The following is a 23,285-nucleotide window of genomic DNA, read 5'->3' as shown; positions in this document are numbered from 1 at the left end:
GGTCTGGCGGCGGGCCTCGGCGGCCCGCCGGGAACGCGGGTCGTGATGGCCGCCGTCCTCGGGGGCTGCATCGCCGGCGTGCTCCTCGCCGGCTTCGCCCTGCCGGTGACGGCGGTGGCGATCCTTGCGGCGCTGGCGGTCGGCGGCTTGGCCCTGCGGCAGATCGGCGGCCATACCGGCGACGTGCTGGGTGCCTGCCAGCAAGCCGTCGAGATCGCCGTCCTGCTGACCCTGGTGATGCTGCCATGGAACCCGTGACCCGCTGGTGGCTGGTCCGCCACGCCCCGGCCATCAACCCCGACGGCCTGATCTATGGCCAGGGAGAGATCGCGGTCGATTGCTCCGACCGGACGGCCCTGGACGCCCTCGCGAGTCTGCTCCCGGCCGATCCCGTGCGCATGGTGACGCCGCTGGCGCGGACCGGGACGACCGCCGAGGCCCTGTGGGGCGGGCCATGGAGCGACCGCGACTGCGTGGTCGAGCCCGCATTGCTCGAACAAAGCTTCGGCGACTGGCAGGGTCTTAGCCACGACGCGCTGTCCGCCCTGGGTGACGCTCAGGTCGCGGCTTTCTGGCAAGCCCCCGCGACCGCCACGCCGCCCGGCGGCGAAAGCTTCGCCGATGTCGTGGCGCGGGTAGCTCCCGCCCTGGAAAGGCGTTCGGCGGAGTTCCGGGGACGCGACATCGCCGCCGTCTGCCACGGCGGCTCCATCCGCGCCGCCCTCGCCGTGGCGCTGGGGCTGTCCCCGGCACAGGCGCTCGCCTTCCAGATCGACCCGCTGTCGCTGACCCGCATCGACCACATCCCCGTGCCCAACGAACCGGCGGTCTGGCGCGTCGTGACGGTCAACCGTTCCTGACGGAAGACGAGGCCGGAACAAAAATGCCCGGACTATGAAAAGGCAACCCAAAATACAACTTTAGATCGCGTAGAGCGAAGTGCCAACCGACCCACTGAATAAGCAGTTGATCTCAGGTTCCCAGTTCCCGCAATGCCTCCGGCGTATCGATGTCCAGCAGCGCTCCATTGCCTTCCATCGGCACCTCGCAAACCTGATCGGCATGAGCGCCGATCAGGTGGCGGGCGCCGACGTCGCCGGCCAAGTCCTGCATCTCGGCGAAGAAGCGCCTGTCCCAGAGCACCGGGTTGCCGCGCTTGCCGTCCACCGTGGGCACGCAGATCCCACGGCCCTCCACCGGGTTGTAGGCGGCGATCAGCCGGTCGATCATATCGGGCGTCACCCTCGGCATGTCGCCCAGGCAGACCAACACGCCGTCGATGTCAGCCGGCAGGGCAGCCAGACCGGCGCGCAGCGACGTGCTGAGACCGTCGGCATAGTGCGGATTGTGGACGAATCTGATTTCGTGACCGGCCAGTGCCGCGCGCACCGCGTCCGGATCGTGTCCGGTGACGACCACGACTGGCCCGGCCTGGGATGAGGTCACGGCGGCCAGCGCATGGGCGACCATCGGCTTGCCGTCCACTTCGGCGATCATCTTGTTCAGCGCACCCATCCGGCGCGACTGTCCCGCCGCCAGGATCAGGGCCGCGATACGTGGTGCCCGCAGCATGACCGGCTCCGTTTCCGTGGCTGAGGCGCGGGGGAGAGGGCGTGTTGGGATCTCCGTCAGCAGACCGCCGCCCCCCATCATCATGATGTCGCGCCGTGTCACCGGCACGCCGGCCGCGATCCGTTGAAGCACCCAGTCGAAGCCGTTCAGCTTCGGTGACCGGGCGCAGCCGGGCAGGCCCAGTACCGGCATGTCGCCGAGCCTTGCCAGCAGCAGCAGGTTGCCGGGATCGACCGGCATGCCGAAATGCTCGACCATGCCGCCAGCCCGCTCGATCCCGGCCGGCAGCACGTCGCGCCGGTCGGTGATGGCCGAAGCGCCCGCTATCAGCAGCAGGTCGGGCTTGGAGACGCAGGCGGAGACGATGGCGTCGGCGACCGCGCCTTCAGTGTGGTCTACCCGCACCTCGCCGATCAACTCGCCGCCGAGTGCCACCAACCGGTCGCGCGTTACGCCAACGGTCTTGTCGAGCACGGACTCCTTGGTGCCGGCCAGCCGCGTCTGAATCAGGACGGTCCGGAGCGGCTGGAATTCGGCGACGCGGATCAAGGCGTCGCCTTCGGCAGCCAGGGCCTCCGCCGCCGCTACGACGGCTTCGGGCGCCGCGAAAGGGATGATCTTGATGGTCGCCACCATCTGCCTCGGCTCGACCGGAGCGAAGGCCGGCAGCGTCGCGACGGTCGCCGACTCGTCGATCAGGTTGAGGCGGTTCAAGCGCTCGACATCGACCACGCAGAGCCCGCGCGCCGATGCAAACAGGTTGACGCGCCCCGTGAAGGCGGCGCTGGTTGTCAGCCCCAGACCCGCAACCGCCTTGGCGATGCGCGATGCGGCGGCATCCTCGCCAACGTCGCCGGGGTCCAGGCAAGCCGCCGTCACGCGATCGATCCCGGCAGCACTCAACGTCGCGACATCCTCGGCGCTGAGGACACGGCCTTTCTTGAAGGCCAGTCCCTTCAAACGGATGGAATGCACCAGGATGGCGCCGACGGCATCCTCGGGAGCAACGGGGCCGAAGCGCATGGGATCAGGCCGCCGCCGCTTTGTCGGGCGGATCGCGGTGCAGGACGTGGGTGATCTGAGCCATGATCGACAGCGCGATCTCGGCGGGGGATACCGCCCCGATCGACAGGCCTACCGGCGCATGGATGCGGCCGATCTCGGATTCGGTGAAGCCATCCTCGCGTAGCCGGTCCACCCGCTTGCCGTGGGTCTTCCTGCTGCCCAGCGATCCGACATAAAATGCCTTCGATCGCAACGCTACATGGAGCGCCGGATCGTCCAGCTTGGGGTCGTGGGTCAGGGTGACCACGGCCGTCCTGCTGTCGATGTTCAACTCCTTCAGGGCATCGTCGGGCCACTCGCCGTTCATGGTGATGCCGGGGAAGCGATCGTCGGTCGCGAAGGCGCGGCGGGGATCGACCACCACCACGTCATACCCCGCCAGCGATGCGATCGGTGCCAGCGCCTGCGCGATATGGACGGCGCCGACGATAATGATCCGAAGCGGCGGGTTGAACGAGTGGATGAAGAGCTGGCTGTCGCCGACCTCCACGATGCCGCTGCGGTCTTCGCGCAGGAATCGGCGCACCTCAGCCTTTGCATCGTCGTCCAGCCCGAAGCCGCCATGGTCCACATCGTCGTGGACCAGCGTCTGCAAGCCGGAGCCAAGGTCGGTGACCAGCGCCACCGGCCGCTTTTCCGCGCGCGCTTTGACGAGACGCTGGAGAAGGTCGTTTTTCATTCCACCGCCTCGACATAGACCTGCACCTTGCCGCCGCAGGCCAAACCGACCTCCCACGCCTGATCGTCGGTGACGCCGAAGCTCAGCAGGCGCGGCTCGCCGTCTTCCATGACCTTCATGGCTTCGTGGACCACGGCGCCCTCGATGCAGCCGCCCGAGACGGAACCCTGCATGGCGCCGGTGTCGTCCACCACGAGCTGGCTGCCGATCGGCCGGGGCGACGAGCCCCAGGTCGAGACCACTGTTGCCAGCGCCACGCGCTTACCTGCGGCCTTCAGGGCTGCCGCCTGTTCCACGATGTCGTTCTGGTAAGTCACTGCTTCGCACCCTCCGCTGGCCCCACCATCGCCATCCAGCGCGCCATGCCGCCATGGCGACGCGGCCCGACATGGTCGAGCACCTTCGCCAGATCGGCCAGACTGGCCAGATTGTGAACCGGTCGGAAATCATCGACATGGGGCATGATTGCCCGGATACCACTGGATTTCGGCTCGAACCCTTCATAGCGCAAGAGGGGATTGAGCCAGATCAGACGCCGGCAGCTCTTGTGCAGCCGCTCGATCTCCTCGCCTAGGCCCTCGCCCGCGTCGCGGTCCAGTCCATCGGTGATCAGGATCACGACAGCGCCCTGGCCCAGCACGCGGCGCGACCAGATCCGGTTGAAATCGTGCAGGCTGGTCCCGATCCTTGTCCCGCCCGACCAGTCCTGGACGGCGCCGGAGACCTTTTCCAGGGCGACGTCGATGTCCTTGTAGCGCAGATAGCGCGTGACGTTGGTCAGCCGCGTGCCGAACAGGAAGGTGTGGACGCGGTCGCGGTCGTTGGTGACGGCATGCATGAAGTGCAGCAGCATGCGGGAATAGCGGCTCATCGAGCCTGAAATGTCGCACAGCACCACCAGCGGCGGATGCCGCTCCCGCCGCCGCTTGGTCGCTAGATCGATCACGTCGCCGCCCGATCGGAGCGTCTTCCGCATCGTCGCCCGCAGGTCGGCCCGCCGGCCCAGATGGCTCAGCTCGAAGCGGCGCGTCGGCACCGTCATGATCGGCAGCGACATCCGCTTGATTGCCGACTTCGCCATCGCGATCTCGGCCGCCGACATCTTCTCGAAGTCCATCGACTGGATCAGTTCGCGGTCCGACCAAGTCAGCGTCGCGTCGATTTCGATCTCCTGGTCCGGCTGTTCGCCCTCACCCTCTCCCGGCTTCGGCTTGTTGGGCTGAAGCGCTTCGGCCAGCCGGCGCGACAGCTCCGGTCCTTCCTGCTTCAAATCGGCCTTCAGCGACGGCAGCAGCAGGGCCATCATCCGCTTCAGGATGTCGGGATTGCGCCAGAAGACATGGAACGCCTGATCGAACAGTTCGCGCTGGTCGCGCCGGTTGACGAAGACGGCGTGAAGCGTCCAGTAGAAGTCGCGGCGGTTGCCGATGCCGACGGCCTCGACCGCTTCCAGCGCCTGCAACACCTTGCCCGGCCCGATCGGCATGCCGGCGACGCGCAGGCAGCGGGCGAAATGCATTATGTTGGCCGACAGCCGGCCGCCGTCGATCTGGATGTCTCGGGTGTCCTGGACCATGCCGGTATCAGAGGGGGCGGGTGAGGGACAGCTCGGCCTTGACCTGGGTCAGGATGCGGTTCGCCTCGCTTCCCTGAATACGGGCGATGTCGTCCTGGTACTTCAGCAAGGTGCCGAGGGTGTCGTTGATCGTTTCGGGGTCCAGTTCCAGCCGGTCGAGCTGGGTCAACGCCTGTGCCCAATCCAGCGTCTCCGCTACTCCCGGCAGCTTGAACAGGTCCATGCTGCGCAGCTTCTGGACGAATCCGACGACCTGCTGCGACAGCCGCTCCGGCACGCCGGGCGCCTTCACCCGCAGGATCTCCAGCTCGCGCGCGGCGTTGGGATAATCGACCCAGTGGTAGAAGCAGCGCCGCTTCAGCGCGTCGTGAATCTCGCGCGTGCGGTTGGACGTGATGATGACCATCGGCGGCTGCTCCGCCTTGATCGTGCCGAGTTCCGGAATCGTGATCTGGAAGTCGGAGAGAACTTCAAGCAGGTAGGCTTCGAACGGTTCGTCGGTCCGGTCCAACTCGTCGATCAACAGGACCGGCGGGCCTTCGATGCTGGATTCGAGCGCCTGAAGCAGCGGGCGCTTTATCAGGAACTCCGGTGAGAAGATATCGCCGCCAAGGCTCTCGCGGCTCCGGTCGCCGGTTGCCTCCGCAAGCCGGATCTCGATCATCTGCCGGGCGTAGTTCCACTCATAGACGGCGGACGAGACGTCCAGCCCTTCGTAGCACTGAAGCCGGACGAGCCGCCGCCCAAGCGTGTTGCTCAGGACCTTGGCGATCTCGGTCTTGCCGACCCCGGCCTCACCCTCCAGGAAAAGTGGTCGGTTCAGCTTGAGCGACAGGAAGAGTGCGGTCGCCAGAGACCTTTCGGCGACGTAGTCGCCGCGTGCGAGCAGGTCCAATGTCTCATCGACGGAGGCAGGCAGGGGCTTTGTCATGGTCTCGGCAGGCAATGATTGGGAAATCTCGGGAAGAGTCGCGTTGGGCCACGGTCCAACCTACGGAAGACTCGTAGGTTGGACCGTGGCCCAACGACTTCAACGCACCACTAATGGATCAGCCGGCAATGGATCAGCCAGCGGCCCGGACGACCGCGCGCTTAGCCATGACGGCAACGAGGTTGGCGCGATACTCGGCGCTAGCATGGATGTCGGCGTTCAGCCCGTCTGCATCGACGGTAAGGCCGTTGAGCGCCGCCGCACTGAAGTTGGACGACAGCGCCTGCTCCGCCTCCGGCCAGCGGAACACGACAGGCCCGGCGCCCGTCACTGCCACCCGGACGGCCCCGTCCACCTCGGCCACCAGTACGCCGACCGTGGCATAGCGGCTGGCGGGATTGGGGAACTTGGCGTAGCCGACGCGACCCGGCTTGGGGAAGGCTACCGCCGTCACGATCTCGTCCAGCTCCAGTGCCGTCTCGAACATGCCGGTGAAGAACTCCTCCGCCGGGATCGTCCGCTTGTTGGTGTGGACGGTGGCGTTCAGGCCGACCAGCGCCGCCGGATAGTCGGCGGACGGATCGTTGTTGCAGATCGAGCCGCCCAGCGTGCCCCGGTTGCGGACCTGTGCGTCGCCGATGCCGTTGGCCAGTTCCGCAAGTTCGGGGATCAGCCGCCGCACGATGTCGCTGCCGGCTACTTCGGCATGCTTGGTGGTGGCGCCGATCACCAGACCGCCGCCTTCCTCGCGGATGCCGTGAAGTTCCGCCACGGCGCCCAGGTCGATCACGTCTGACGGCTGGGCCAGACGCTGTTTCAGCGTCGGGATCAATGTCTGGCCGCCGGCGATGATCTTGGCGTCTTCCTTGCCGGAAACCAGTCCGGTCACTTCGCTCAGCGAAGTCGGGCGATGATATTCGAATGCGTACATGTCGTTCTTTCCTCCCCGTCCCTTATTCCGCCGCCAGCGGCACGGATGCGTCCTGGATCGCCCGCCACACGCGCAGCGGCGTCGCCGGCATGTCGAGGTGCTTGATGCCAAGGTCCGCCAGCGCGTCCACGACGGCGTTCATCACGGTGGCGCTGCCGCCGATGGCTCCGGCTTCGCCGCAGCCCTTGACGCCCAGCGGGTTGTGCGTGCACGGCGCTTCCTCGTGGTACTGCACGATGAAGCTCGGCACGTCGTCGGCCCTGGGCATGCAGTAGTCCATGTACGAGCCGGTCAGAAGCTGGCCGGTCTGCGGATCATAGACACAGTTTTCCATCAGCGCCTGTCCGATGCCCTGGACGATGCCGCCATGGACCTGACCTTCGACCACCATCGGGTTGATCACCCGTCCGAAGTCGTCGACCGCCACGAACTTCTCGATCCGCACCACCCCGGTCTCCGGGTCGATCTCGACCTCGGCGATCTGGGTGCCATTGGGATAGGTGAAGTTCTTGGGGTCGTAGAAGGCCTGCTCGTCCAGCCCCGGCTCCAGCTCGTCGAGCGGGAAGTTGTGCGGCACATAGGCCGACAGCGCCACGTCGCCGATGGTCAAGCTGCGGTCGGTGCCCGCCACGGTGAACTTGCCCTGCTCGAAGACGATGTCGGTCTCGGCCGCCTCGAGCATGTGGGCCGCGATCTTCTTCGCCTTGTTGACCACCTTGTCCATCGCCTTGGAGATGGCCGAGCCGCCGACGGCAAGCGACCGGGAACCGTAGGTGCCCATGCCGAACGGCACCTTGGAGGTGTCGCCGTGGACGATCTCGACGTTCTCGATCGGGATGCCGAAACGGTCGGAAACGAGCTGGGCGAAGGTCGTCTCGTGGCTTTGGCCGTGGCTGTGCGATCCCGTGAACACCGTCACGGAGCCGGTCGGGTGGAAGCGGACCTCGCCCGACTCGTAGAGCCCGGCGCGGGCGCCCAGCGCTCCCGCGACATTGCTGGGGGCGATGCCGCAGGCTTCGATGTAGCTGGCGAGGCCGATGCCGCGCAGCTTGCCGCGCGCCTTCGCTTCCGCCTTGCGGGCCGGGAAGCCCTTGTAATCGATCAGGTTCAACGCCTGATCCAGGCACTTCTCGAACATCCCGCAATCGTACTGGAGCGCCACCGGCGTATCGTAGGGCATGGCGGACGGCGGGATGAAGTTGCGACGGCGTAGCTCCGTCTTGTCGATGCCAAGCTCGCGCGCCGCGTTCTCGACGATGCGCTCGATCAGGTAGCAAGCTTCAGGCCGCCCGGCGCCCCGATAAGCATCGACCGGGACGGTGTGGGTGAAGACCGCCTTGACCTCGGCGTAGATCGCCGGAGTTGTGTACTGTCCGGCCAGCAACGTGGCGTAGAGGTAGGTCGGGATCGACGGCGCGAAGGTGGACAGATAAGCGCCCATGTTGGCGAGTGTCTGGACCCGAAGGCCCAGGAACTTGCCGTCGGCATCCAGCGCCAGTTCGGCGTGGGTGACGTGGTCGCGGCCGTGGGCGTCGGACACGAAGCTCTCGGACCGTTCCGCCACCCATTTGATCGGGCGGCCGATCTTCCGCGACGCCCAGGTGACGATCGCTTCCTCGGCGTAGTGGTAGATCTTGGAGCCGAAGCCGCCGCCGACATCCGGGGCGATGACGCGGAGCTTGTGTTCGGGGATGCCGAGCACGAAGGCGCCCATCAGCAGTCGGATGACGTGCGGATTCTGGCTGGTCGTCCACAGCGTGTAGTCGCCCGTGGCGCGGTCGAACTCGCCGATCGCGGCACGCGGCTCCATCGCGTTGGGAACCAGCCGGTTGTTGATCAGGTCCAGCTTGGTGACATGGGCCGCCTTGGCGAAGGCCGCGTCGGTCGCGGCCTTGTCGCCCAGGTGCCAGTCGTAGCACAGGTTGCCGGTCGCCTGATCGTGGACCAGCGGCGCGCCGTCCTTAAGGGCTTCGGGACTGGTGGTGACGGCGGGCAGCTCGTCATAGTCGACCATGACCAGCTCGGCCGCGTCCTTGGCCTGCTCGCACGTCTCGGCGATGATGACGGCGACCTGATCGCCGACATGGACGACCTTGTCGAGCACCAGCGGCGGGTGCGGCGGCTCGACCATCGGACTGCCGTCTTTGGAATGGATCAGCCAGCCGCAGGGCAGCCCGTTGACCTTGTCCGCCGCGATGTCCTTGCCGGTAAAAACGGCGACGACGCCTGGCGCTTCCAGGGCCGCCGCCGTGTCGATGCCGTTGATCCGGGCATGGGCATAGGGCGAGCGCAGGATGTAGGCGTGGGTCTGGTTGGGGCGGTTAATGTCGTCCGTATAGGTGCCCTGGCCGGTCAGGAACCGGAAATCCTCGCGTCGCTTGACGGAGGCGCCGATGCCCGTGGCGTTTACCGGGGCATTCGCGGGAGAGTTCGACATGATGTCTGCGCTCCCGTCATTCGGCTGCGGCTTGGGCGGGCTGGGATCGCATGGCTTCGGCCCCCGCCAGGACGGCCTTGACGATATTGTGATAGCCGGTGCAGCGGCAGATATTGCCTTCCAGCCCTTCACGGACGGTCTTCTCGTCCAGGTGCTCGTGGCTCTTGGCGAGATCGACGGCGCTCATGACCATGCCGGGCGTGCAGTAGCCGCATTGCAGGCCGTGATGCTCGCGGAAGGCCGCCTGCATCGGGTGGAGCGTGCCGTCAGCCGCCGCAAGGCCTTCGATCGTGGTGACTTCCAGGCCGTTGGCCTGGACCGCCAACATGGTGCAGCTCTTGATCGACTCGCCGTCGACATGGACGACGCAGGCGCCGCACTGGCTGGTGTCGCAGCCGACATGGGTGCCCGTCAGGCCAAGGTGATCTCGGAGCAATTGCACCAGAAGGGTGCGTCCCTCGACCTCGCGCGTTACGGACTTGCCGTTAACCTTCAAGGAAACGGATGTCATCGTTCTCTCCCCTTTTCGCCGGCTCGATGTTCCTGCCGTTTGCCGGATGGCAGCTTGTTCCGCCGCCTTGTGCAACCGACAACATTTGTCTGATATAGGCTAAGAGAGCCGCCCGGACAGGTCAAGCCATCCCGGCGGCATCCATAAGAACTTCACTTGAATCAAGATGCTGCACCGCATCAAAGCTGATTTCAGGTGAACGACCACAGCAGTATCCCCACTACCACGATGATCAGCGGTATCCAAACCATGGGTTGTAGCCCTTTGCTCTGCTCCGTGCCGGCCGGAGGAGTGGGGCCGACGGTCGGGCCGGCCGAGGGAGTCGGCGGCGGGGCGGCCGCGGTCTCCGAACTCAGGAACACGGGAGCCTCGCGCGCAGGTGCTTCCGCCGAAGCCGCGGGGGACGGCTGGGGTGCTGGCGGGGATGCTGGCTGAAGCGCCGGTTCAGGCGCTTCCATCGCACCGGATGCCGAGATTACACCGGGTTCGGGTGCAGCGGTCTCGACCGGCTGGCCCACGACCTGGGTAAACTTCGCGAAGAAGTCGTCGGCCATCTTGCGCGCCGTGCCGTCGATCAGGCGGGAGCCGATCTGGGCAAGCTTGCCGCCGACCTGGGCGCTGGCGGTATAGGACAGCACCGTATCAGCGCCGTCGTCGACCAGACTGACCTTGGCTCCGCCCTTGCCGAATCCGGCGGCCCCGCCGCTACCTTCGCCGCTGATGGTGTAGCCGTTGGGCGGATCGATGTCGCTGAGGGTAACCTTACCGGCGAACTTCGCCTTCACCGGGCCGACCTTGGCGACGACCTTGGCCGTCATCTCGGTGTCGGACTGTTTCTGGATTTCCTCGCAGCCGGGGATGCACTGCTTCAGGATCTCCGGGTCGTTGAGCGCCTCCCAAACCCGCGAACGGGGGGCGGAGATTCTGTATTCTCCGGTCATTTCCATGTTGTCGTTCCTCGTATCGCGCTGAACTGCCATATCCGCCGGAGCGGACTTCGTGTCGTGACCCTAATGCGAGGGGTAGGAACCGACAAGCGGCGTTGCATAGCCAGGTCTTATAGGGCAAATACTTCGACCACCCGACGACCGCCGGCCTGTGGCTTTCAGCTTGGCCTAACCCAAGACAGGCGGCATACTCGCCGTCCATTCCAAGGGCTTGTCGAAAATTGCCAGAAATGAAGAATAACAAGGCGTCCTGGATTCACCGCCACGCCACGCACGCAACACTCGTGATCCTGACGGTTCTCGCCGCGAGTCTGTTTTTCCTGCTCGGCCCCAGCGCCGCCTGGGCGGCCGAAGCGGTTGGTCACGGGGCGGCGCCGCATCTCGACGGTGCTGAGCTGGAGTTGTTCTGGGTCGTGCCGTTCGCCGGAATCCTGCTGTCGATAGCGCTCTTTCCGCTGCTGGCTCCCAACATCTGGCATCATCATTTCGGCAAGATATCGGCGTTCTGGGCGCTCTCGTTCCTGGTTCCCTTCGCTCTGCGGTTCGGCTTCGACCTCGCCCTGTACGAGGTGCTGCATACCGTCCTCCTGGAATACATTCCCTTCATCATCCTGCTGCTGGCCCTCTTCACCGTGGCGGGCGGCGTTCGGATGACCGGCAGCCTGCGGGGCACGCCGGCGGTCAATACCGGTTTGCTGCTTCTGGGAACCGTGATCGCCAGTTGGATGGGCACCACCGGGGCGGCCATGCTGCTGATCCGTCCGCTGCTGAAGGCCAACGACGACCGCCGGCACAAGGTCCATGTCGTCGTCTTCTTCATCTTCCTGGTCGCCAATATCGGCGGTTCGCTGACGCCGCTGGGCGATCCGCCGCTGTTCCTGGGCTTCCTGAAGGGCGTCGATTTCTTCTGGACGGCGCAGCACATGCTGCTGCCGATGGCGATGATCTCGGTGCTCCTGCTGGCGATCTTCTTCGCCATGGACAGCTACTTCTACGCCCGCGAGCCAGCCCGCAAGAAGCCGGCTCCCAGGAAGAAGCCCGAGAAGATCGGCATCGAAGGCGGCATCAACATTCTGCTTCTGGTCGGCGTGGTCGGCGCCGTGCTGCTGAGCGGCATCTGGAAGCCCGGCATCAGCATCGAGATCTATCACGTGCCGGTGGAGATCCAGAACATCGCCCGCGACGTCCTGCTGATTGGTATCTCCCTGCTGTCCCTGAAGCTGACCGACAACGAGAGCCGCAAGCTCAACGCCTTCAGCTGGTTCCCCATACTGGAGGTCGCCAAGCTGTTCGCCGGCATCTTCCTGACGATCATCCCGGCTATCGCGATCCTTCGCGCCGGTACTTCGGGCGCCTTGAGCGGCGTGGTATCCGCCGTGACGACACCGGACGGCCAGCCGATCAACTACATGTATTTCTGGGCGACCGGGGTGCTGTCCAGCTTCCTGGACAACGCGCCGACATACCTCGTGTTCTTCAACACGGCGGGGGGAGATCCCCAGCATCTGATGCATGACCTGCCGACGACCCTGCTGGCGATTTCTGCCGGCGCCGTGTTCATGGGCGCCAACACCTATATCGGCAATGCGCCGAACTTCATGGTGAAGGCCATCGCCGAGGAGCGCGGCATCCAGATGCCCAGCTTCTTCGGCTACATGGCATGGTCGGGGCTGATCCTGGTGCCGCTGTTCGTCCTGACGACGCTGGTGTTCTTCCTGTAGCGGGTCTTCCGTAGCGGAATTTGGCCGTCCGGATCACACCAGCGGCCTTTAAAATTGATCGGTGAGTTCCGGCAAAGATGTCGGGCTGAAGAGGCCCGACCTACAAAACCAAGCGCGGGCAAGAGCACGCTGGCGTAGGTCGGGCCTCTTCAGCCCGACATCCAACGCTCCAGATCGGTCAATCTTCAATGCCGTTGGGATCAGTGCGACATCAGGACCGGCAGGTCCATGTGGCCAAGGATGTAGCGCGTGACGCCGCCGATGATCAGCTCCCTCAGCCGGGAGTGACCATAGGCGCCCATCACCAATGAGTCGCAATCCAGTTCGCGGCCCACGTCCAGGATGATTTCGCCGACGCTGGCGTCGTTGTCGTTGATGTTCGTCCGCAACTCGACATTTACACCATGCTTCGACAGGAAATCGCAGATTTGCTCGCCGGTCGGATCGGGAGAGCCCGGCCGCTCGATGCTCAGGACGGTAACGGCTGCCGCGTCGCCGAGGAACGGGATCGCGTCGCGGACCGCCCGACCGGCCTCGCGCGTGTTCTTCCAGGCGATCAACGTATGGTGGCCGGAGTTCTGGATGCGGCGCTCCCATGGCAGCACGATGGTCGGGCAGGCCGATTGCATCGGAAGCTGGTCGGGGATCTGGAGCCGGACGCGGTCTTCCAGGTGAGCCGGATGCGACTGGCTGACCACTGCCAGATCAACGAAGGGGGTCCTCCTCGCCAGCAGCTCGACGTGGTCGCCTTCCTCGATGGTGAAGGAATAAGTCAGGCCGGCGCAGTTGGAGCGAACCTCGTGCTCGACTTCCTCCGCCTTCTCATGGGCGATGGCCGTCGCCTCAGCCAGATAGGCGTACGAGGCGCCGCGCCCGGTGATTCCGGCCGGCATGCTGACCGGCGTCGCGATGTAGAGGATTTCGAGATAAGCGTCGAACCGCGTCGCCAATTCGATGCCGCGCCGGAGGCGTTCGGCATGGTGCTCGTCGTTGGCCATGTGGAGCAGGATCGATTTGATCGGCATGGCGGCGCACTCCCCATTGCATCTTTGCGACGGTATTTTCGCTACGATAGGGCCGGGGCGTCCCGCTGGCAACTCAGGTTGCCGGCTCGGCCTTCTTCTTCGATCCGATCTTAGGCTCCTCCCCCCGCAAGAGGCGCCGAATGTTGGCATGGTGGCGGATGAACACCAGTACAGCGATGAAGGCGCAGAGCTGCGCCACCTGCGGTCCCGCGAAATACCAGCCTATCGCCGGCGAGATCCCCAGCGCCACCAGCGCCGACAGCGACGAATAGCGGAGCACCGCCGCGACCAGCAGCCATGTGGCGCAGGCGATCAACCCGACCGGCCATGAAATCGCCAGCAGCACGCCCAGCGCGGTCGCCACCCCCTTGCCGCCCTTGAACCCCAGCCATATGGGAAACGTATGCCCCAGCATCGACCCGGCCCCCGCCAGCACGGCGGCATCCGAGCCGAATTGCTGGGCGATCAGAACGGCGAAGGCACCCTTGCCGCTGTCCAGGATCAGCGTCAATGCCGCCAGCAGCTTGTTGCCGGTCCGCAAGACATTGGTCGCGCCGATATTGCCGGACCCGATCTTGCGGATGTCGCCGTAGCCGGCGAGCCTGGACAGGACGAGGCCGAACGGGATCGACCCCAGCAGATAACCGCCAAGCGCGGCGCTGAGCAGGTAGGGCCAGGAAAGCTCCCAGCTTATCGGATCGGGCATGCGGTGGATTTCCGGTGGATCGAGAGGGCCGGACTATAAGCATCAGCCGCGCGTACTGCAATCGGCTGACATCTGAAATGCAGGTAACATGTCCCTATCCGTGATAGCTGGCTTGAAACGGCGCAGTACGCGACAAGCAAGTGTTTTCGAACAAGGAGCTGGAGAAATTGACGGCTGAAAACACATCAGCCGCGTAGCGCAACTGTCTTGATCGGATTTGATTAGGCTCAAACGTACCGAGGCACTATCGCTGCCAGCGCCACGATAGCCGTCAGCAGCAGGCAGGCGACGGCGTAGACGGCCATGGCGCGGCGGAGGTCGGCGGGGACGGCGCGTGCCCGGCCTTCGCCGATCCAGGCGTCGCGGATCAGCACCTCTCCCTCCCGCCTGGGTCCGCCGAGCGACAGGCCGAGGGCGCCGGCGAAAGCGGCGACCGGGGGAGGACCCGCGCCGAATGCGGTGCGCGCCGCCTCGACCGGGCGGGCGTTCGGGACGAAGGGACTGGCCAGCACCACGAGAAGCGCCGTCAGGCGCGCCGGACCATAGCCCAGCAGCCGATGAAGGATGGCAGCCGCCCGGCCGAACCGGTCGTGCCGGGGGCCGCCGCCGATGGCATGGGCCAGACCGTCCGATGCCGTCCAGAGCATCAGTCCCGGCAGGCCCAGCAGCGCGTACCACAGCGCCGGCGCCACGACCCGGCGCTCCAGGGCCTCGGCGGCGCCCTCTATCGCGACGCGGACGACGCCATGGTCGTCCAGGCTGTAGACATGCCGCCCGGTCAGCGGCCGCACCGCCTCGCGCCCCGCCGTAAGTCCCTGCCACTCCAGGGCGCCGGCAGTGGCCCGCAGCAGGTTCCAGGGCCGGCGCAGCCCGAGCGCTCCGGCGACGACCAGCACCTCGATCAGCCGGCCATAGGGAAGCCACCCGTATGTGAGGTGTCCGTCCGGCACCCAGCGCACGACGATTGTAAGCGCCAGCCCCGCCAGGACGGCGCCCGCGGCGAACACGGCCGTCACGATGAAACCTCGGACGGCGCGGGCGGAAGCGCTTCGGTTCAGGCGGTTCAGCCGTCGGTCGCACCAGCCGGCAGCGGCCAGGACGGTCCGGCGCGGCAGTCCGATCACACGCTCCAGCGCGGACAGGTCGCCCGCCACGGCGTCGAAGACCATGGCCGCCAGCAGGAGCAGAAGAAGGTCGGGGGCGCCCGGTACGGGCAGCGGCGGGAAGAACGGCATGGGATCGGGCCGCGGCCTCGGTCTTCAGGCGCCGGGTCCTACTCGCCTCCCGCCTGCCGGATCGCCGACGTCACGCGCGGATTGCGGCCGTCCTGCGCCCAGGCAAGGGCGCTGCGCCCGGTGAAGTCGAGCCGGTTGACCTGCGCGCCAGCCTTTATCAGCCGCTGGACGACCTCCAGGTTGCCGGCGCGCGCGGCTTCCATCAGCGGCGTCAATCCCTGCCGGTTCTCGTAGTCGATCTTGGCGCCCGCCTTCAGCAGCAGGTCGACGATGGCCGGATCACTCTGTCCCGCCGCCCAGAACAGCGGTGCGTTGCCGTTCTTGTCCGGCTGGTTGGGGTTGCCCTTGTTCTCCAGCAGCAGTTGCACCATGTCGGCGTTGCCGGCATTCGCCGCATACATCAGGGCAGTCTTGCCGTTGGCGTCGGTCGTATTGGCGCTGGAACCCTTGAGCAGCAGCGAGCGCATGTCCTCGAAGTTGTTCTCGGTCGCCGCCTTGATCATCGGCGTCGCCTGGAACAGCTTGGTCTGCGCATGGGCGGGAGCGGCCGCGACAAGCGCCAGCAGGCACAGGACCAGTATCTTCTTCATCGCATCATCTTCCAAACACAACGGGTAGGCTTCGACGCGCCGAGTTTACAGGCAAGCGCCGGCGGAATGCCACTTCATCCGAACCGGCTCATCCGAACCGGAGCAGCCGGGCGCCGTTGGCCCGAAGCCAGGCGCGGGGCGCCTCCACCTCGGGCGTCAGCGTGGCGACCAGCGCCCAGAATCGGGCGCTGTGGTTCATTTCCCGCAGATGGGCGACCTCGTGGGCGACGACGTAGTCGAACACCGGTTCCGGCGTCAGGATCAGCCTCCACGAAAAGGACAGCCGTCCGCTCGAAGCGCAGCTTCCCCAGCGGCTGCGGGTGTCGCGCACGGTGACGGCGGCGACCTTCTTGCCGATGGTGGCGGCCTTGATCCGCGCCCGCCGCGCCAGTTCGTCGCGGGACTCACTTATCAGGCAGTCGCGCACCCGGCGGGCGACGAATTCCGGCTCGCCGCCGACCCGGATCTCCCCGGACGAGCGGTGCGCCGCTCCCCGGAAACCGGCGGCGTGCCGAATCACATGGTCGACCCCCAGCACCGGCACCACGGCGCCGACGGCGAACGGCATGCGCGGCGGCATCGCGTCCAGCCGCGTCCTGATCCACTCGGCATGGCGGGTGACGAAACGCGCCGCCTCCGTCTCACTGACGCCTACCGGCACCACGACCTGGATGACGTCGCGGCCGGGATCGACCCGCAACGTCAGCCGGCTGGCCCGGACGCTCTCGCGCAGTTCCAGCGCGTCGTGCGGCAGTCCGGCGACCGCCAGCGGACGCGGCGGCCGGGCGGCGGCGGGTTTCCCGATCATGTTCATTCGCCGGCCTCCGGACGCTTGCGGCGACACCAGACCAGCCGCCACCACAACCCGTACCCCACCACGGCGAAGCACAGCAAGGCGGAAGCGGGCGGCGTCACCGTCCCGTCATGCAGCCGCGCCACCGCGATGCTGCCGACCGCTCCCACACCCATCTGCATGAAGCCCATCAGGGCGGAAGCCGATCCGGCGATGCGCGGAAAAGGGCTCAGCGCGCCCGCCATCGAGTTGGGCAGCGAGATGCCGATGCCCATCGTCCACAGCGCCATCGGCCCCAATACGCTGGCGACCGTGACGATATGGACGAGGCTGAGCGCCAGCATCAGCGACGATCCGGACAGCAGCAGGAAGGCGCTGGCGAAGATCAGGCGGTCCAGCCCGAGCCGGCCGACCAGCCGGTTCGCGATCACGCCGCCGGCCAGATAGGCCGCGACCGTGATGCTCATCGACCAGCCGTACTGCTCCGGCGTCAGCCCCGCCAGTCCCATCAGGACGAAGGGAGCCGCGGCGTGGAAGGTGAACAGCCCCCCGAGCGAGACGGCGCCCACCGCCATGTAGCCGATATAGGCCGGGTTCCGCACCAGTTCGGCGAAGCTGGAGACGATCCGCCCGGGCACCAGCGCCTTGGGATCGGGCGCGCGGTTGGTTTCCGGCATGAAGAACGCGATCGTCAGCAGCAGCGCCAGCCCGGCGGCGCCGAGTGCGGCGAAGATGGCGTGCCAGTCGAACAATATCTGAAGATAGCCGCCGATCACCGGCCCGACCGCCGGCGCCACCGAGAGCGACATCCCGATGACCGAGAGCACGCGGGCCGCCTGATCGCGGGCGTAGAGGTCGCGCACCATGGCCCGCCCCAGCGTGGCGCCGGCGGCGGCGCCCAGCGCCTGGACCAGCCGGGCGGCGATCAGCGACTCGATGCTTTGCGCCAGCCCGCACGCCGCCGTCCCGGCGATGAAGACGACAAGCCCCAGCATCAGCACCGGGCGGCGTCCGAAGCGGTCGGACAGCGGACCATAGAACAGCTGACCGACCGCGAAGCCGATCAGATAGATGCTCAGCGTCGCCTGTACCATGCCCGGTTCCGCCCCCAGGGCATCGGCGATGGCCGGCATGGAAGGCGTATACATGGACATGGTAAGTGCGCCGAGCGCGGTGATGGCGGCCACCAGCGGCGTCATGGCGGAAGGACTGAATTTCGACATGGGGGACGTTATAGGGGCGGATGCCGGTTTTGCCAAACCCCGCCGGACCTTTCCCGATCCGGCCGTAGTGGTTATTTCGGCAGCGTCAGCGTGAAGCGCGCGCCGGTCTGACGGCCGATGTCGAAGGTCGTCCCCAGGAAGGTACAGATCTCCTCCAGGTAATCGTCGAAGCGTACGGACTCGGCATTGTTGTGGGCATACAGCAGGCTGTGGACCTGGTCGATCGCCTGGATCCTCATGCCAGCTGTCTGAAGGACCTGGCGGATCCGGCTGTCGGCCTGCTTGTCCGCCGGAATGCGCAGCAGGCTCAGCGCCATCTGGAGGCTGTTCTTGACGCGGTGATCGACCTAGCAGATCAGCAGCTCCTTGCGCTGGATCAGGGCGTCGCGCTCGGCCAGGGCCTTGGGCAGGCTGGCCGTCCGTTCCGCCACCTGTTGTTCGAGATGGATGTTGGCCTCGAGAAGGGCGGCATTCGACGCTTCCACCTCCTCGGCGATCACCTGCAATTCCTCGATCGAGACCTGCGATTCCTCATTGAGCAGCGAGACCTCTTCTTCCAGCACGGATACCGGCTGCGGCGACCGGCCTTCGCTCAGGGCCGATTTCAGGAGATCGGGCCGTTCAGCGCAAGAAGGTGACGCAAACGGGCGTTCTCACTGGACAGTCGTGTCGAGTGATTTTGTAAATGAGCATTCTCGGCCGTCAGATTGCCGATCGACTGCTCGGCATCCTCAAACGCCGTCCGAAGCTGTTCGTACTCCTGCTCGCTCGCAACCAATCGGCTATCAAGCTCCATCAGTCGCTCAGGGTGTTGTTGAGAATTACTCATAAGCGAACGACACTCCGAAACATGGTTTAGATAATTCATGGCATAATAATTAGATCAATATATTTGACTATAACATCTTATTATTCACATATTCAACTCTTATCAAGAAATCTGCGCAAAACGCCGGCCCTGTATTCCGCTTCACGCCACGATTTTTCCCATCTTTCAGAGGAATAGACTTGTCCGCCGGCTTTCGACACCTTGGCCATGCGGCGGCACAGTTCCGCACGTTCGTTCAGCGTACGAAACGCGATCGCGACGGCATTCCACATTCGCTCCAACTCGCTGGGATCCATATCGGCGACGTTGAAACCATGGCCGAATTTGCAGGCATGGGATTGCGGGGAACCCTCAGCCGTTTCCCGCATGGAACCGCCGCAGTTCGGGCAGGTCGGTGTAATGGGTTGGCTGAGTTCGAACTTCTGTGACAAAGCGACCTGCTCTCCGTCCCGCCGTAGATCGGTTCACCTGTTGCGGCTTCGGCGTACTGACCGCGCCGCCGTCGGTAAAGGCCGACAAGACGTCGGAGCGAGGCAGATGCATCGGCCGCGCAAAACCGGAACCTCGGCGTCCGGAATGCTTTGCAGGCAATGGTCAGGTAGCAACCGCCGAAACAGCGCCAAGGTTCCCGCCTGTGCGGCTTGCGGTGCGGCAATGGGACTAATCGGTTTGCCCGATGTTCACTCTGGACAGGAACCTGAACGGACGCGCGCCCCTGGGCGAAAAGATTGGATACCATGCAGCACGCCAACATGCAGGATATCTTCGTGGTCGCCGCATCGGCTGGAGGCGTGACAGCGCTCCAGACCCTATGCAAGGGCCTACCCGGAGACCTGAAGGCCAGCATCTTCATCGTTCAGCACATCAGCCCGGCGTCGCGCAGCATGCTGCCTGCCATCCTCGCCCGCGTCTCGGCGCTTCCGGTAAGCAGCCCGCAGGAAGGAGAGGAGATCCGCGCCGGCCATGTCTACGTGGCTCCGCCGGATCACCACATGCTGGTCAAACCCGGCCACCTGCTGGTCCGCCGCGGGCCCAAGGAGAACAGGACCCGCCCGGCGGCGGATCCGCTGTTCCGCTCGGCGGCGGTGTCGTACGGGCCGCGCGTGGTCGGCATGGTGCTGACCGGAACGCTCGACGATGGGACTGCCGGGTTGCTGGCGGTCAAGCGCTGCGGCGGCGTCGCCGTCGTTCAGGACCCCGACGACGCGGCATGGCCGGACATGCCGCGCCATGCGATGCGGAAGGTCACCGTCGACTTCTGCCTGCCCATGGACCAGCTCTCCTCCCTGGTCGCGCGTCTGAGCCGGCAAGGTACGGGACCGTCCGTCCCAATTCCTGAGGAAATCGAACTGGAAGCGCATATCGCCGAGCAGGAGATGATAGCGATGATCGAGGAACACAGCGGCAACTCCCTCTCGGCAAAGCCATCGATGCTGACCTGCCCGGACTGCGGCGGCGCCTTGATGGAGGTCCATGACGGTCCGCTGCTGCGGTTCCGCTGCCATGTCGGACACGCCTACAGCCCCGCCACCCTGGTCGAAGCCCAGGGCGAGACATTCGAGCATGCCCTGTGGATGGCGCTCCGCACCCACAACGAACGCATCAAGCTGTTCACCAGGATGAAGGAAAGCGCCGAAACTCAGGGCAAGCCGCATACCGCCGCCAAGTGGTCGGAAGCCATGACCGAGGCGCAGGGGCACGTCGACCTGTTGCGGACCATCCTGACGAAGCATGGGCCGTCCAGCGGCGAAGCGTCCCTGCCGGATTGACACCACGAGCCGAAGAGTTCGACCGGCGGCCGGCAAATGTTGGGCCACGGCCCAACTTACGAAGCAGGAGCCTGTAGGTTGGGCCGTGGCTCAACAAGCACGGTCCAGCCCAGCCGATCTCTCCGGCTCCCGGATGTCAGTCCGCGCTACGCGCCTCGTCTTCGCTTTCTTCCGGCATCTCCCGGGGGACCTTGCCGAGTTGGCTCCTGTCGGTCGTGTCATGCACGATCGCCACGATGATCGGCGGGTCTTCGTGCTTCAGGTACTGCATGCAGATCTCGGCCGGGTAGGAGTAGTCGGCCTTGACGCCAAGGACCGTCTCGAACACCACTTCCTGCTTCTTGCCGTCCATCAGCGGGGTCAGGAAGGCCCGCAGGTCCTCTTCCGGCACCAGCGGCATGAAGTCCATCAGCGTGGTTTCCCTGATCCGGTCCATGTTCATTCCAAGCTTCCGCTGTGCGCCCGCGTTGACCTCCTTGAAGCGGAGCGTCTCGGGATCCAGGAAGTAGACCTCGTTCATCAGGCCGGCGACGATGCGGCCGAGATAGGCGCTGAAGGCCTCCGATCGGCGCAGATCGGTCATGTCCTCCATGATCAGCACGATGCCCCGGGCATCCTGCGATCCGTACAGCAGCGGCAGCAGGAGCACCCGGAAATCCAGCATACGTCCCCGCCGGTCGAGCGCCCTGAACTCGATGAAGATCTGCCGTTCTTCGCCGTTGAGCACGCGCTGGATATTGGCGGTCAGCCTGAGCACCGGCAGGCCGATATCGACGCTGGACAGCCGCTGTCCCAGCACCTCCTCGCTCCGCAGCCCCCAGGTGTTCTCGCTCCAGCGGTTCCACGACCGCACCTTCATCTCGTGATCGAGCACGATGACGCCGGTATCCATGCTGCGCAGCACTGCCTCGGCATAGGAACGGTACTCGGTCGCCTCGTCCGACTGGCGCCGCATCTCGTCGTTCATGGATTCGAGCTGCTCGTTGGTCGAGCGAAGTTCCTCGTTGGTCGTCTCCAGCTCTTCGTTGGTCGACTGAAGCTCCTCGTTGGTCGTCTCCAGCTCTTCGTTGGTCGATTGAAGCTCCTCGTTGGTCGTCTCCAGTTCCTCGTTCGCCGACTGGAGTTCCTCGACGGTCGTCTCCAGCGTTTCCTGCGTCGTTTCCAGTTCGGTCTGAAGCTGATGGGCGCGCGTGGTGTTGTTGAAACCCAGCAGCGTCGCCAGAAGCTTGCCGTCGTCGCCATGGATCGGCGTGATGTCGATGGTCAGCCAGATCGACTCGGCCGGCGGACGGTGGTAGCTCTGGTTCTCCAGGCGGAGCGCCCGGCTGGTCGCCTGGACCTCCTCGATCCGGCTGCGCAGTTCGGCCGGACGGTATGAAACCGGCAGTTCATGGAACGGCTTGCCGATATCCGTTGGCCCGACTTCCAGCAGCCGCCGCGCCATGGCGTTGGCAAGCATGACCTGACCATCCAGCCCCACCGCGATGTAGGCGGTGGCACTGCCGTCCACAATGGCCTCCAGCAGGCGCGTCTGGCTGTTCCTGTGGTTCATGGTGACGCTGGGCGAGGCGCTCAGCGTGCCGCCCCGGCTGCGCTGCCATTCCAGCGGAACCTTGCGGAACAGCCGGCTCTTGAGATCGACCTGTTCGAACTGCTTGGACCGGGCAAGCTGGGTCTCGGCCTTGCCGAGGAACAGGATGCCGCCGGGGTTGAGCGCGTAGTGGAGCCTGGGCAGCACGGTGTTCTGGGTCGGTGAGTCCAGGTAGATCAGGAGGTTGCGGCAGATCAGCAGGTCGATCCGGGAAATCGGCGCGTCGTTGACGATGTTGTGACGGCCGAAGATGACGCATTTCCGCAAGTCGCGATGGAAGACGTAGTGGCTGTTGACATGCTCGAAGTATTTGGCGAGCAGATCGGGCGGAACACCGTCGACTTCGCGCGCCGTATACGTGGCGCTCCGCGCCGCGCGCAGCGCCGACTCGTCAAGGTCGTTGGCATAGACCTTGACGTTGTTGCAGAACCACTCGACTCCCATCGCTTCGGCGAACAGCATCGCGGCGGAATAGGGCTCCTGCCCCGAGGCGCAGCCGACGCTCCAGATCCGGATCGGCTGGCCTTCCTTCTTGCGCTCGACGATCTGCGGGATGATATCCCGGCTCAGTACCGTCCATGGGTCGGTATCGCGGAAAAAGGACGTGACGTTGATCAGCACCGTGTTGAGCAGGTCGGAGAATTCCTGCGCATTGGCGTCCACATAGGCACGGTAGGTCGCGAAGTCCGCGCAGCCGACCTCCTCCATCCGCTGCCGGATGCGCCGCCGCAGGCTGGTCCGCTTATAACCCCGGAAATCGAGCTTGTGGGTCTGCTGAAGGTGCTGGATCAGATCCTCCAGTTCGGGATCCGATACTCTTTCGTCTGCCATCGTGGCCTCTTTACGGCGCAAGGGCAGGAGTGTAGCGCAGGCGGTTCTCCGCACGAAAGAAGAGGGTTGCGAAAAAGGGCCGCCGACGGCTCCCGTCGTGGCGCCAAGAAAACGCTGCAATTCCGGATTGTTCTTCCACCGTAACGATATTCAACCGGCAAGGGGAGATCAAAGTTGCGCCGTATTTTCCACTTTTTGCATTTATTCCATTCTGATCCCTGTGACACCGGCGTTAGCCGAAAATGCCCACAAGGACATCCTCCGCGAGTTCGGGCGCGCTGCCTTGAGAATTGGTCCGAAACATCCGCTTTGCGGCCGGTTGA

General features: G+C 65.3%; 23 protein-coding genes and 1 pseudogene. 4 read left to right on the top strand and 20 right to left on the bottom strand.

Annotated features, from left to right (window positions below):
• Positions 1-258, top strand: a 258-nt coding sequence (locus N826_RS25390; protein ID WP_044433294.1) for an adenosylcobinamide-GDP ribazoletransferase, incomplete at its 5' end; no start/stop codon positions are given.
• Positions 246-860 carry a histidine phosphatase family protein gene (locus N826_RS25385; RefSeq protein WP_044433292.1) on the top strand — a complete coding sequence of 205 codons (615 nt, stop codon included), beginning with the start codon at positions 246-248 and terminating at the stop codon, positions 858-860. The genes N826_RS25390 and N826_RS25385, both read left to right, overlap by 13 nt.
• Positions 861-972: 112 nt before the next feature.
• On the opposite strand, the gene N826_RS25380 is transcribed toward N826_RS25385, so the two are convergent.
• The 9 genes from N826_RS25380 to N826_RS45420 all read right to left on the bottom strand — a co-directional run bounded on the left by N826_RS25380 (position 973) and on the right by N826_RS45420 (position 10,649).
• The gene (locus tag N826_RS25380) at positions 973-2,595 is read right to left on the bottom strand and encodes an NTP transferase domain-containing protein (protein WP_044433291.1); all 1,623 of its coding nucleotides are present in this window, start codon (positions 2,593-2,595) and stop codon (positions 973-975) included.
• A 4-nt stretch (positions 2,596-2,599) separates the two neighbouring features.
• Entirely contained in the window at positions 2,600-3,316 is a 717-nt protein-coding gene (locus N826_RS25375; protein WP_044433289.1) for an XdhC family protein, read from the bottom strand.
• Positions 3,313-3,633, bottom strand: coding sequence for an XdhC family protein (locus tag N826_RS25370; protein WP_044433287.1), 321 nt, complete (start codon positions 3,631-3,633; stop codon positions 3,313-3,315). Before N826_RS25370 ends, N826_RS25375 begins: the two co-directional genes overlap by 4 nt.
• Positions 3,630-4,892: a vWA domain-containing protein gene (locus tag N826_RS25365; protein WP_044433285.1), complete on the bottom strand. Its 1,263-nt coding sequence runs from the start codon at positions 4,890-4,892 to the stop codon at positions 3,630-3,632. Before N826_RS25365 ends, N826_RS25370 begins: the two co-directional genes overlap by 4 nt.
• Positions 4,893-4,899: 7 nt before the next feature.
• On the bottom strand, positions 4,900-5,823 hold the full coding sequence (locus tag N826_RS25360) for an AAA family ATPase (RefSeq protein WP_044433283.1): 924 nt from the start codon (positions 5,821-5,823) through the stop codon (positions 4,900-4,902).
• 133 nt (positions 5,824-5,956) lie between these two features.
• Positions 5,957-6,754, bottom strand: a complete 798-nt coding sequence (locus N826_RS25355) for an FAD binding domain-containing protein (protein ID WP_044433282.1) — start codon at positions 6,752-6,754, stop codon at positions 5,957-5,959.
• Between the two features lie 22 nt (positions 6,755-6,776).
• The gene (locus N826_RS25350) at positions 6,777-9,191 is read right to left on the bottom strand and encodes a xanthine dehydrogenase family protein molybdopterin-binding subunit (protein ID WP_044433280.1); all 2,415 of its coding nucleotides are present in this window, start codon (positions 9,189-9,191) and stop codon (positions 6,777-6,779) included.
• A 16-nt stretch (positions 9,192-9,207) separates the two neighbouring features.
• Positions 9,208-9,702 carry a (2Fe-2S)-binding protein gene (locus tag N826_RS25345; RefSeq protein ID WP_044433278.1) on the bottom strand — a complete coding sequence of 165 codons (495 nt, stop codon included), beginning with the start codon at positions 9,700-9,702 and terminating at the stop codon, positions 9,208-9,210.
• Between the two features lie 191 nt (positions 9,703-9,893).
• The gene (locus N826_RS45420) at positions 9,894-10,649 is read right to left on the bottom strand and encodes an SRPBCC family protein (protein WP_084721177.1); all 756 of its coding nucleotides are present in this window, start codon (positions 10,647-10,649) and stop codon (positions 9,894-9,896) included.
• A 230-nt stretch (positions 10,650-10,879) separates the two neighbouring features.
• Here N826_RS45420 and N826_RS25335 point away from each other — a divergent pair, with 230 nt between their 5' ends.
• Complete coding sequence (locus tag N826_RS25335; RefSeq protein WP_052832034.1) at positions 10,880-12,370, top strand: sodium:proton antiporter; 1,491 nt, start codon at positions 10,880-10,882, stop codon at positions 12,368-12,370.
• A gap of 200 nt (positions 12,371-12,570) precedes the next feature.
• Here N826_RS25335 and N826_RS25330 read toward each other — a convergent pair whose 3' ends face one another.
• The 10 genes and pseudogenes from N826_RS25330 to N826_RS43350 all read right to left on the bottom strand — a co-directional run bounded on the left by N826_RS25330 (position 12,571) and on the right by N826_RS43350 (position 19,202).
• A complete protein-coding gene (locus N826_RS25330; protein ID WP_044433276.1) occupies positions 12,571-13,395 on the bottom strand; it encodes a universal stress protein in 825 nt (274 codons plus the stop codon).
• A gap of 73 nt (positions 13,396-13,468) precedes the next feature.
• A complete protein-coding gene (gene plsY / locus N826_RS25325) occupies positions 13,469-14,101 on the bottom strand; it encodes a glycerol-3-phosphate 1-O-acyltransferase PlsY (RefSeq protein ID WP_044433274.1) in 633 nt (210 codons plus the stop codon).
• A 227-nt stretch (positions 14,102-14,328) separates the two neighbouring features.
• Positions 14,329-15,336 (bottom strand): cobalamin biosynthesis protein CobD/CbiB, encoded by a 1,008-nt coding sequence (locus N826_RS25320; protein ID WP_044433273.1) that lies wholly within the window; start codon positions 15,334-15,336, stop codon positions 14,329-14,331.
• A gap of 38 nt (positions 15,337-15,374) precedes the next feature.
• Positions 15,375-15,926 carry an ankyrin repeat domain-containing protein gene (locus tag N826_RS25315; RefSeq protein ID WP_044433271.1) on the bottom strand — a complete coding sequence of 184 codons (552 nt, stop codon included), beginning with the start codon at positions 15,924-15,926 and terminating at the stop codon, positions 15,375-15,377.
• A gap of 88 nt (positions 15,927-16,014) precedes the next feature.
• Positions 16,015-16,740 carry a M48 family metallopeptidase gene (locus N826_RS25310; RefSeq protein WP_052832032.1) on the bottom strand — a complete coding sequence of 242 codons (726 nt, stop codon included), beginning with the start codon at positions 16,738-16,740 and terminating at the stop codon, positions 16,015-16,017.
• Positions 16,737-17,942, bottom strand: a complete 1,206-nt coding sequence (locus tag N826_RS25305; protein ID WP_044433267.1) for a multidrug effflux MFS transporter — start codon at positions 17,940-17,942, stop codon at positions 16,737-16,739. The genes N826_RS25310 and N826_RS25305 overlap by 4 nt, the downstream gene beginning before the upstream one ends.
• A gap of 71 nt (positions 17,943-18,013) precedes the next feature.
• Positions 18,014-18,277, bottom strand: a pseudogene (locus N826_RS25300) (histidine kinase dimerization/phosphoacceptor domain -containing protein); the annotation flags it as partial.
• Between the two features lie 12 nt (positions 18,278-18,289).
• Positions 18,290-18,505 (bottom strand): hypothetical protein, encoded by a 216-nt coding sequence (locus N826_RS25295; protein ID WP_044433263.1) that lies wholly within the window; start codon positions 18,503-18,505, stop codon positions 18,290-18,292.
• 41 nt (positions 18,506-18,546) lie between these two features.
• Positions 18,547-18,738 carry a hypothetical protein gene (locus tag N826_RS25290; RefSeq protein ID WP_044433261.1) on the bottom strand — a complete coding sequence of 64 codons (192 nt, stop codon included), beginning with the start codon at positions 18,736-18,738 and terminating at the stop codon, positions 18,547-18,549.
• 125 nt (positions 18,739-18,863) lie between these two features.
• Positions 18,864-19,202: a hypothetical protein gene (locus N826_RS43350; RefSeq protein WP_147040429.1), complete on the bottom strand. Its 339-nt coding sequence runs from the start codon at positions 19,200-19,202 to the stop codon at positions 18,864-18,866.
• Between the two features lie 306 nt (positions 19,203-19,508).
• Between N826_RS43350 and N826_RS25285 the strand changes: the two genes are divergently transcribed.
• Positions 19,509-20,540 carry a chemotaxis protein CheB gene (locus tag N826_RS25285; RefSeq protein ID WP_052832030.1) on the top strand — a complete coding sequence of 344 codons (1,032 nt, stop codon included), beginning with the start codon at positions 19,509-19,511 and terminating at the stop codon, positions 20,538-20,540.
• A 136-nt stretch (positions 20,541-20,676) separates the two neighbouring features.
• Here N826_RS25285 and N826_RS25280 read toward each other — a convergent pair whose 3' ends face one another.
• On the bottom strand, positions 20,677-22,962 hold the full coding sequence (locus tag N826_RS25280; RefSeq protein WP_044433330.1) for a CheR family methyltransferase: 2,286 nt from the start codon (positions 22,960-22,962) through the stop codon (positions 20,677-20,679).
• Positions 22,963-23,285 lie beyond the last annotated feature (323 nt).

The sequence above is a fragment of the Skermanella aerolata KACC 11604 genome (assembly GCF_000936425.1).
GTDB classification, from domain to species: domain Bacteria; phylum Pseudomonadota; class Alphaproteobacteria; order Azospirillales; family Azospirillaceae; genus Skermanella; species Skermanella aerolata.
This window is presented reverse-complemented; position numbering and strand designations above follow the sequence as displayed.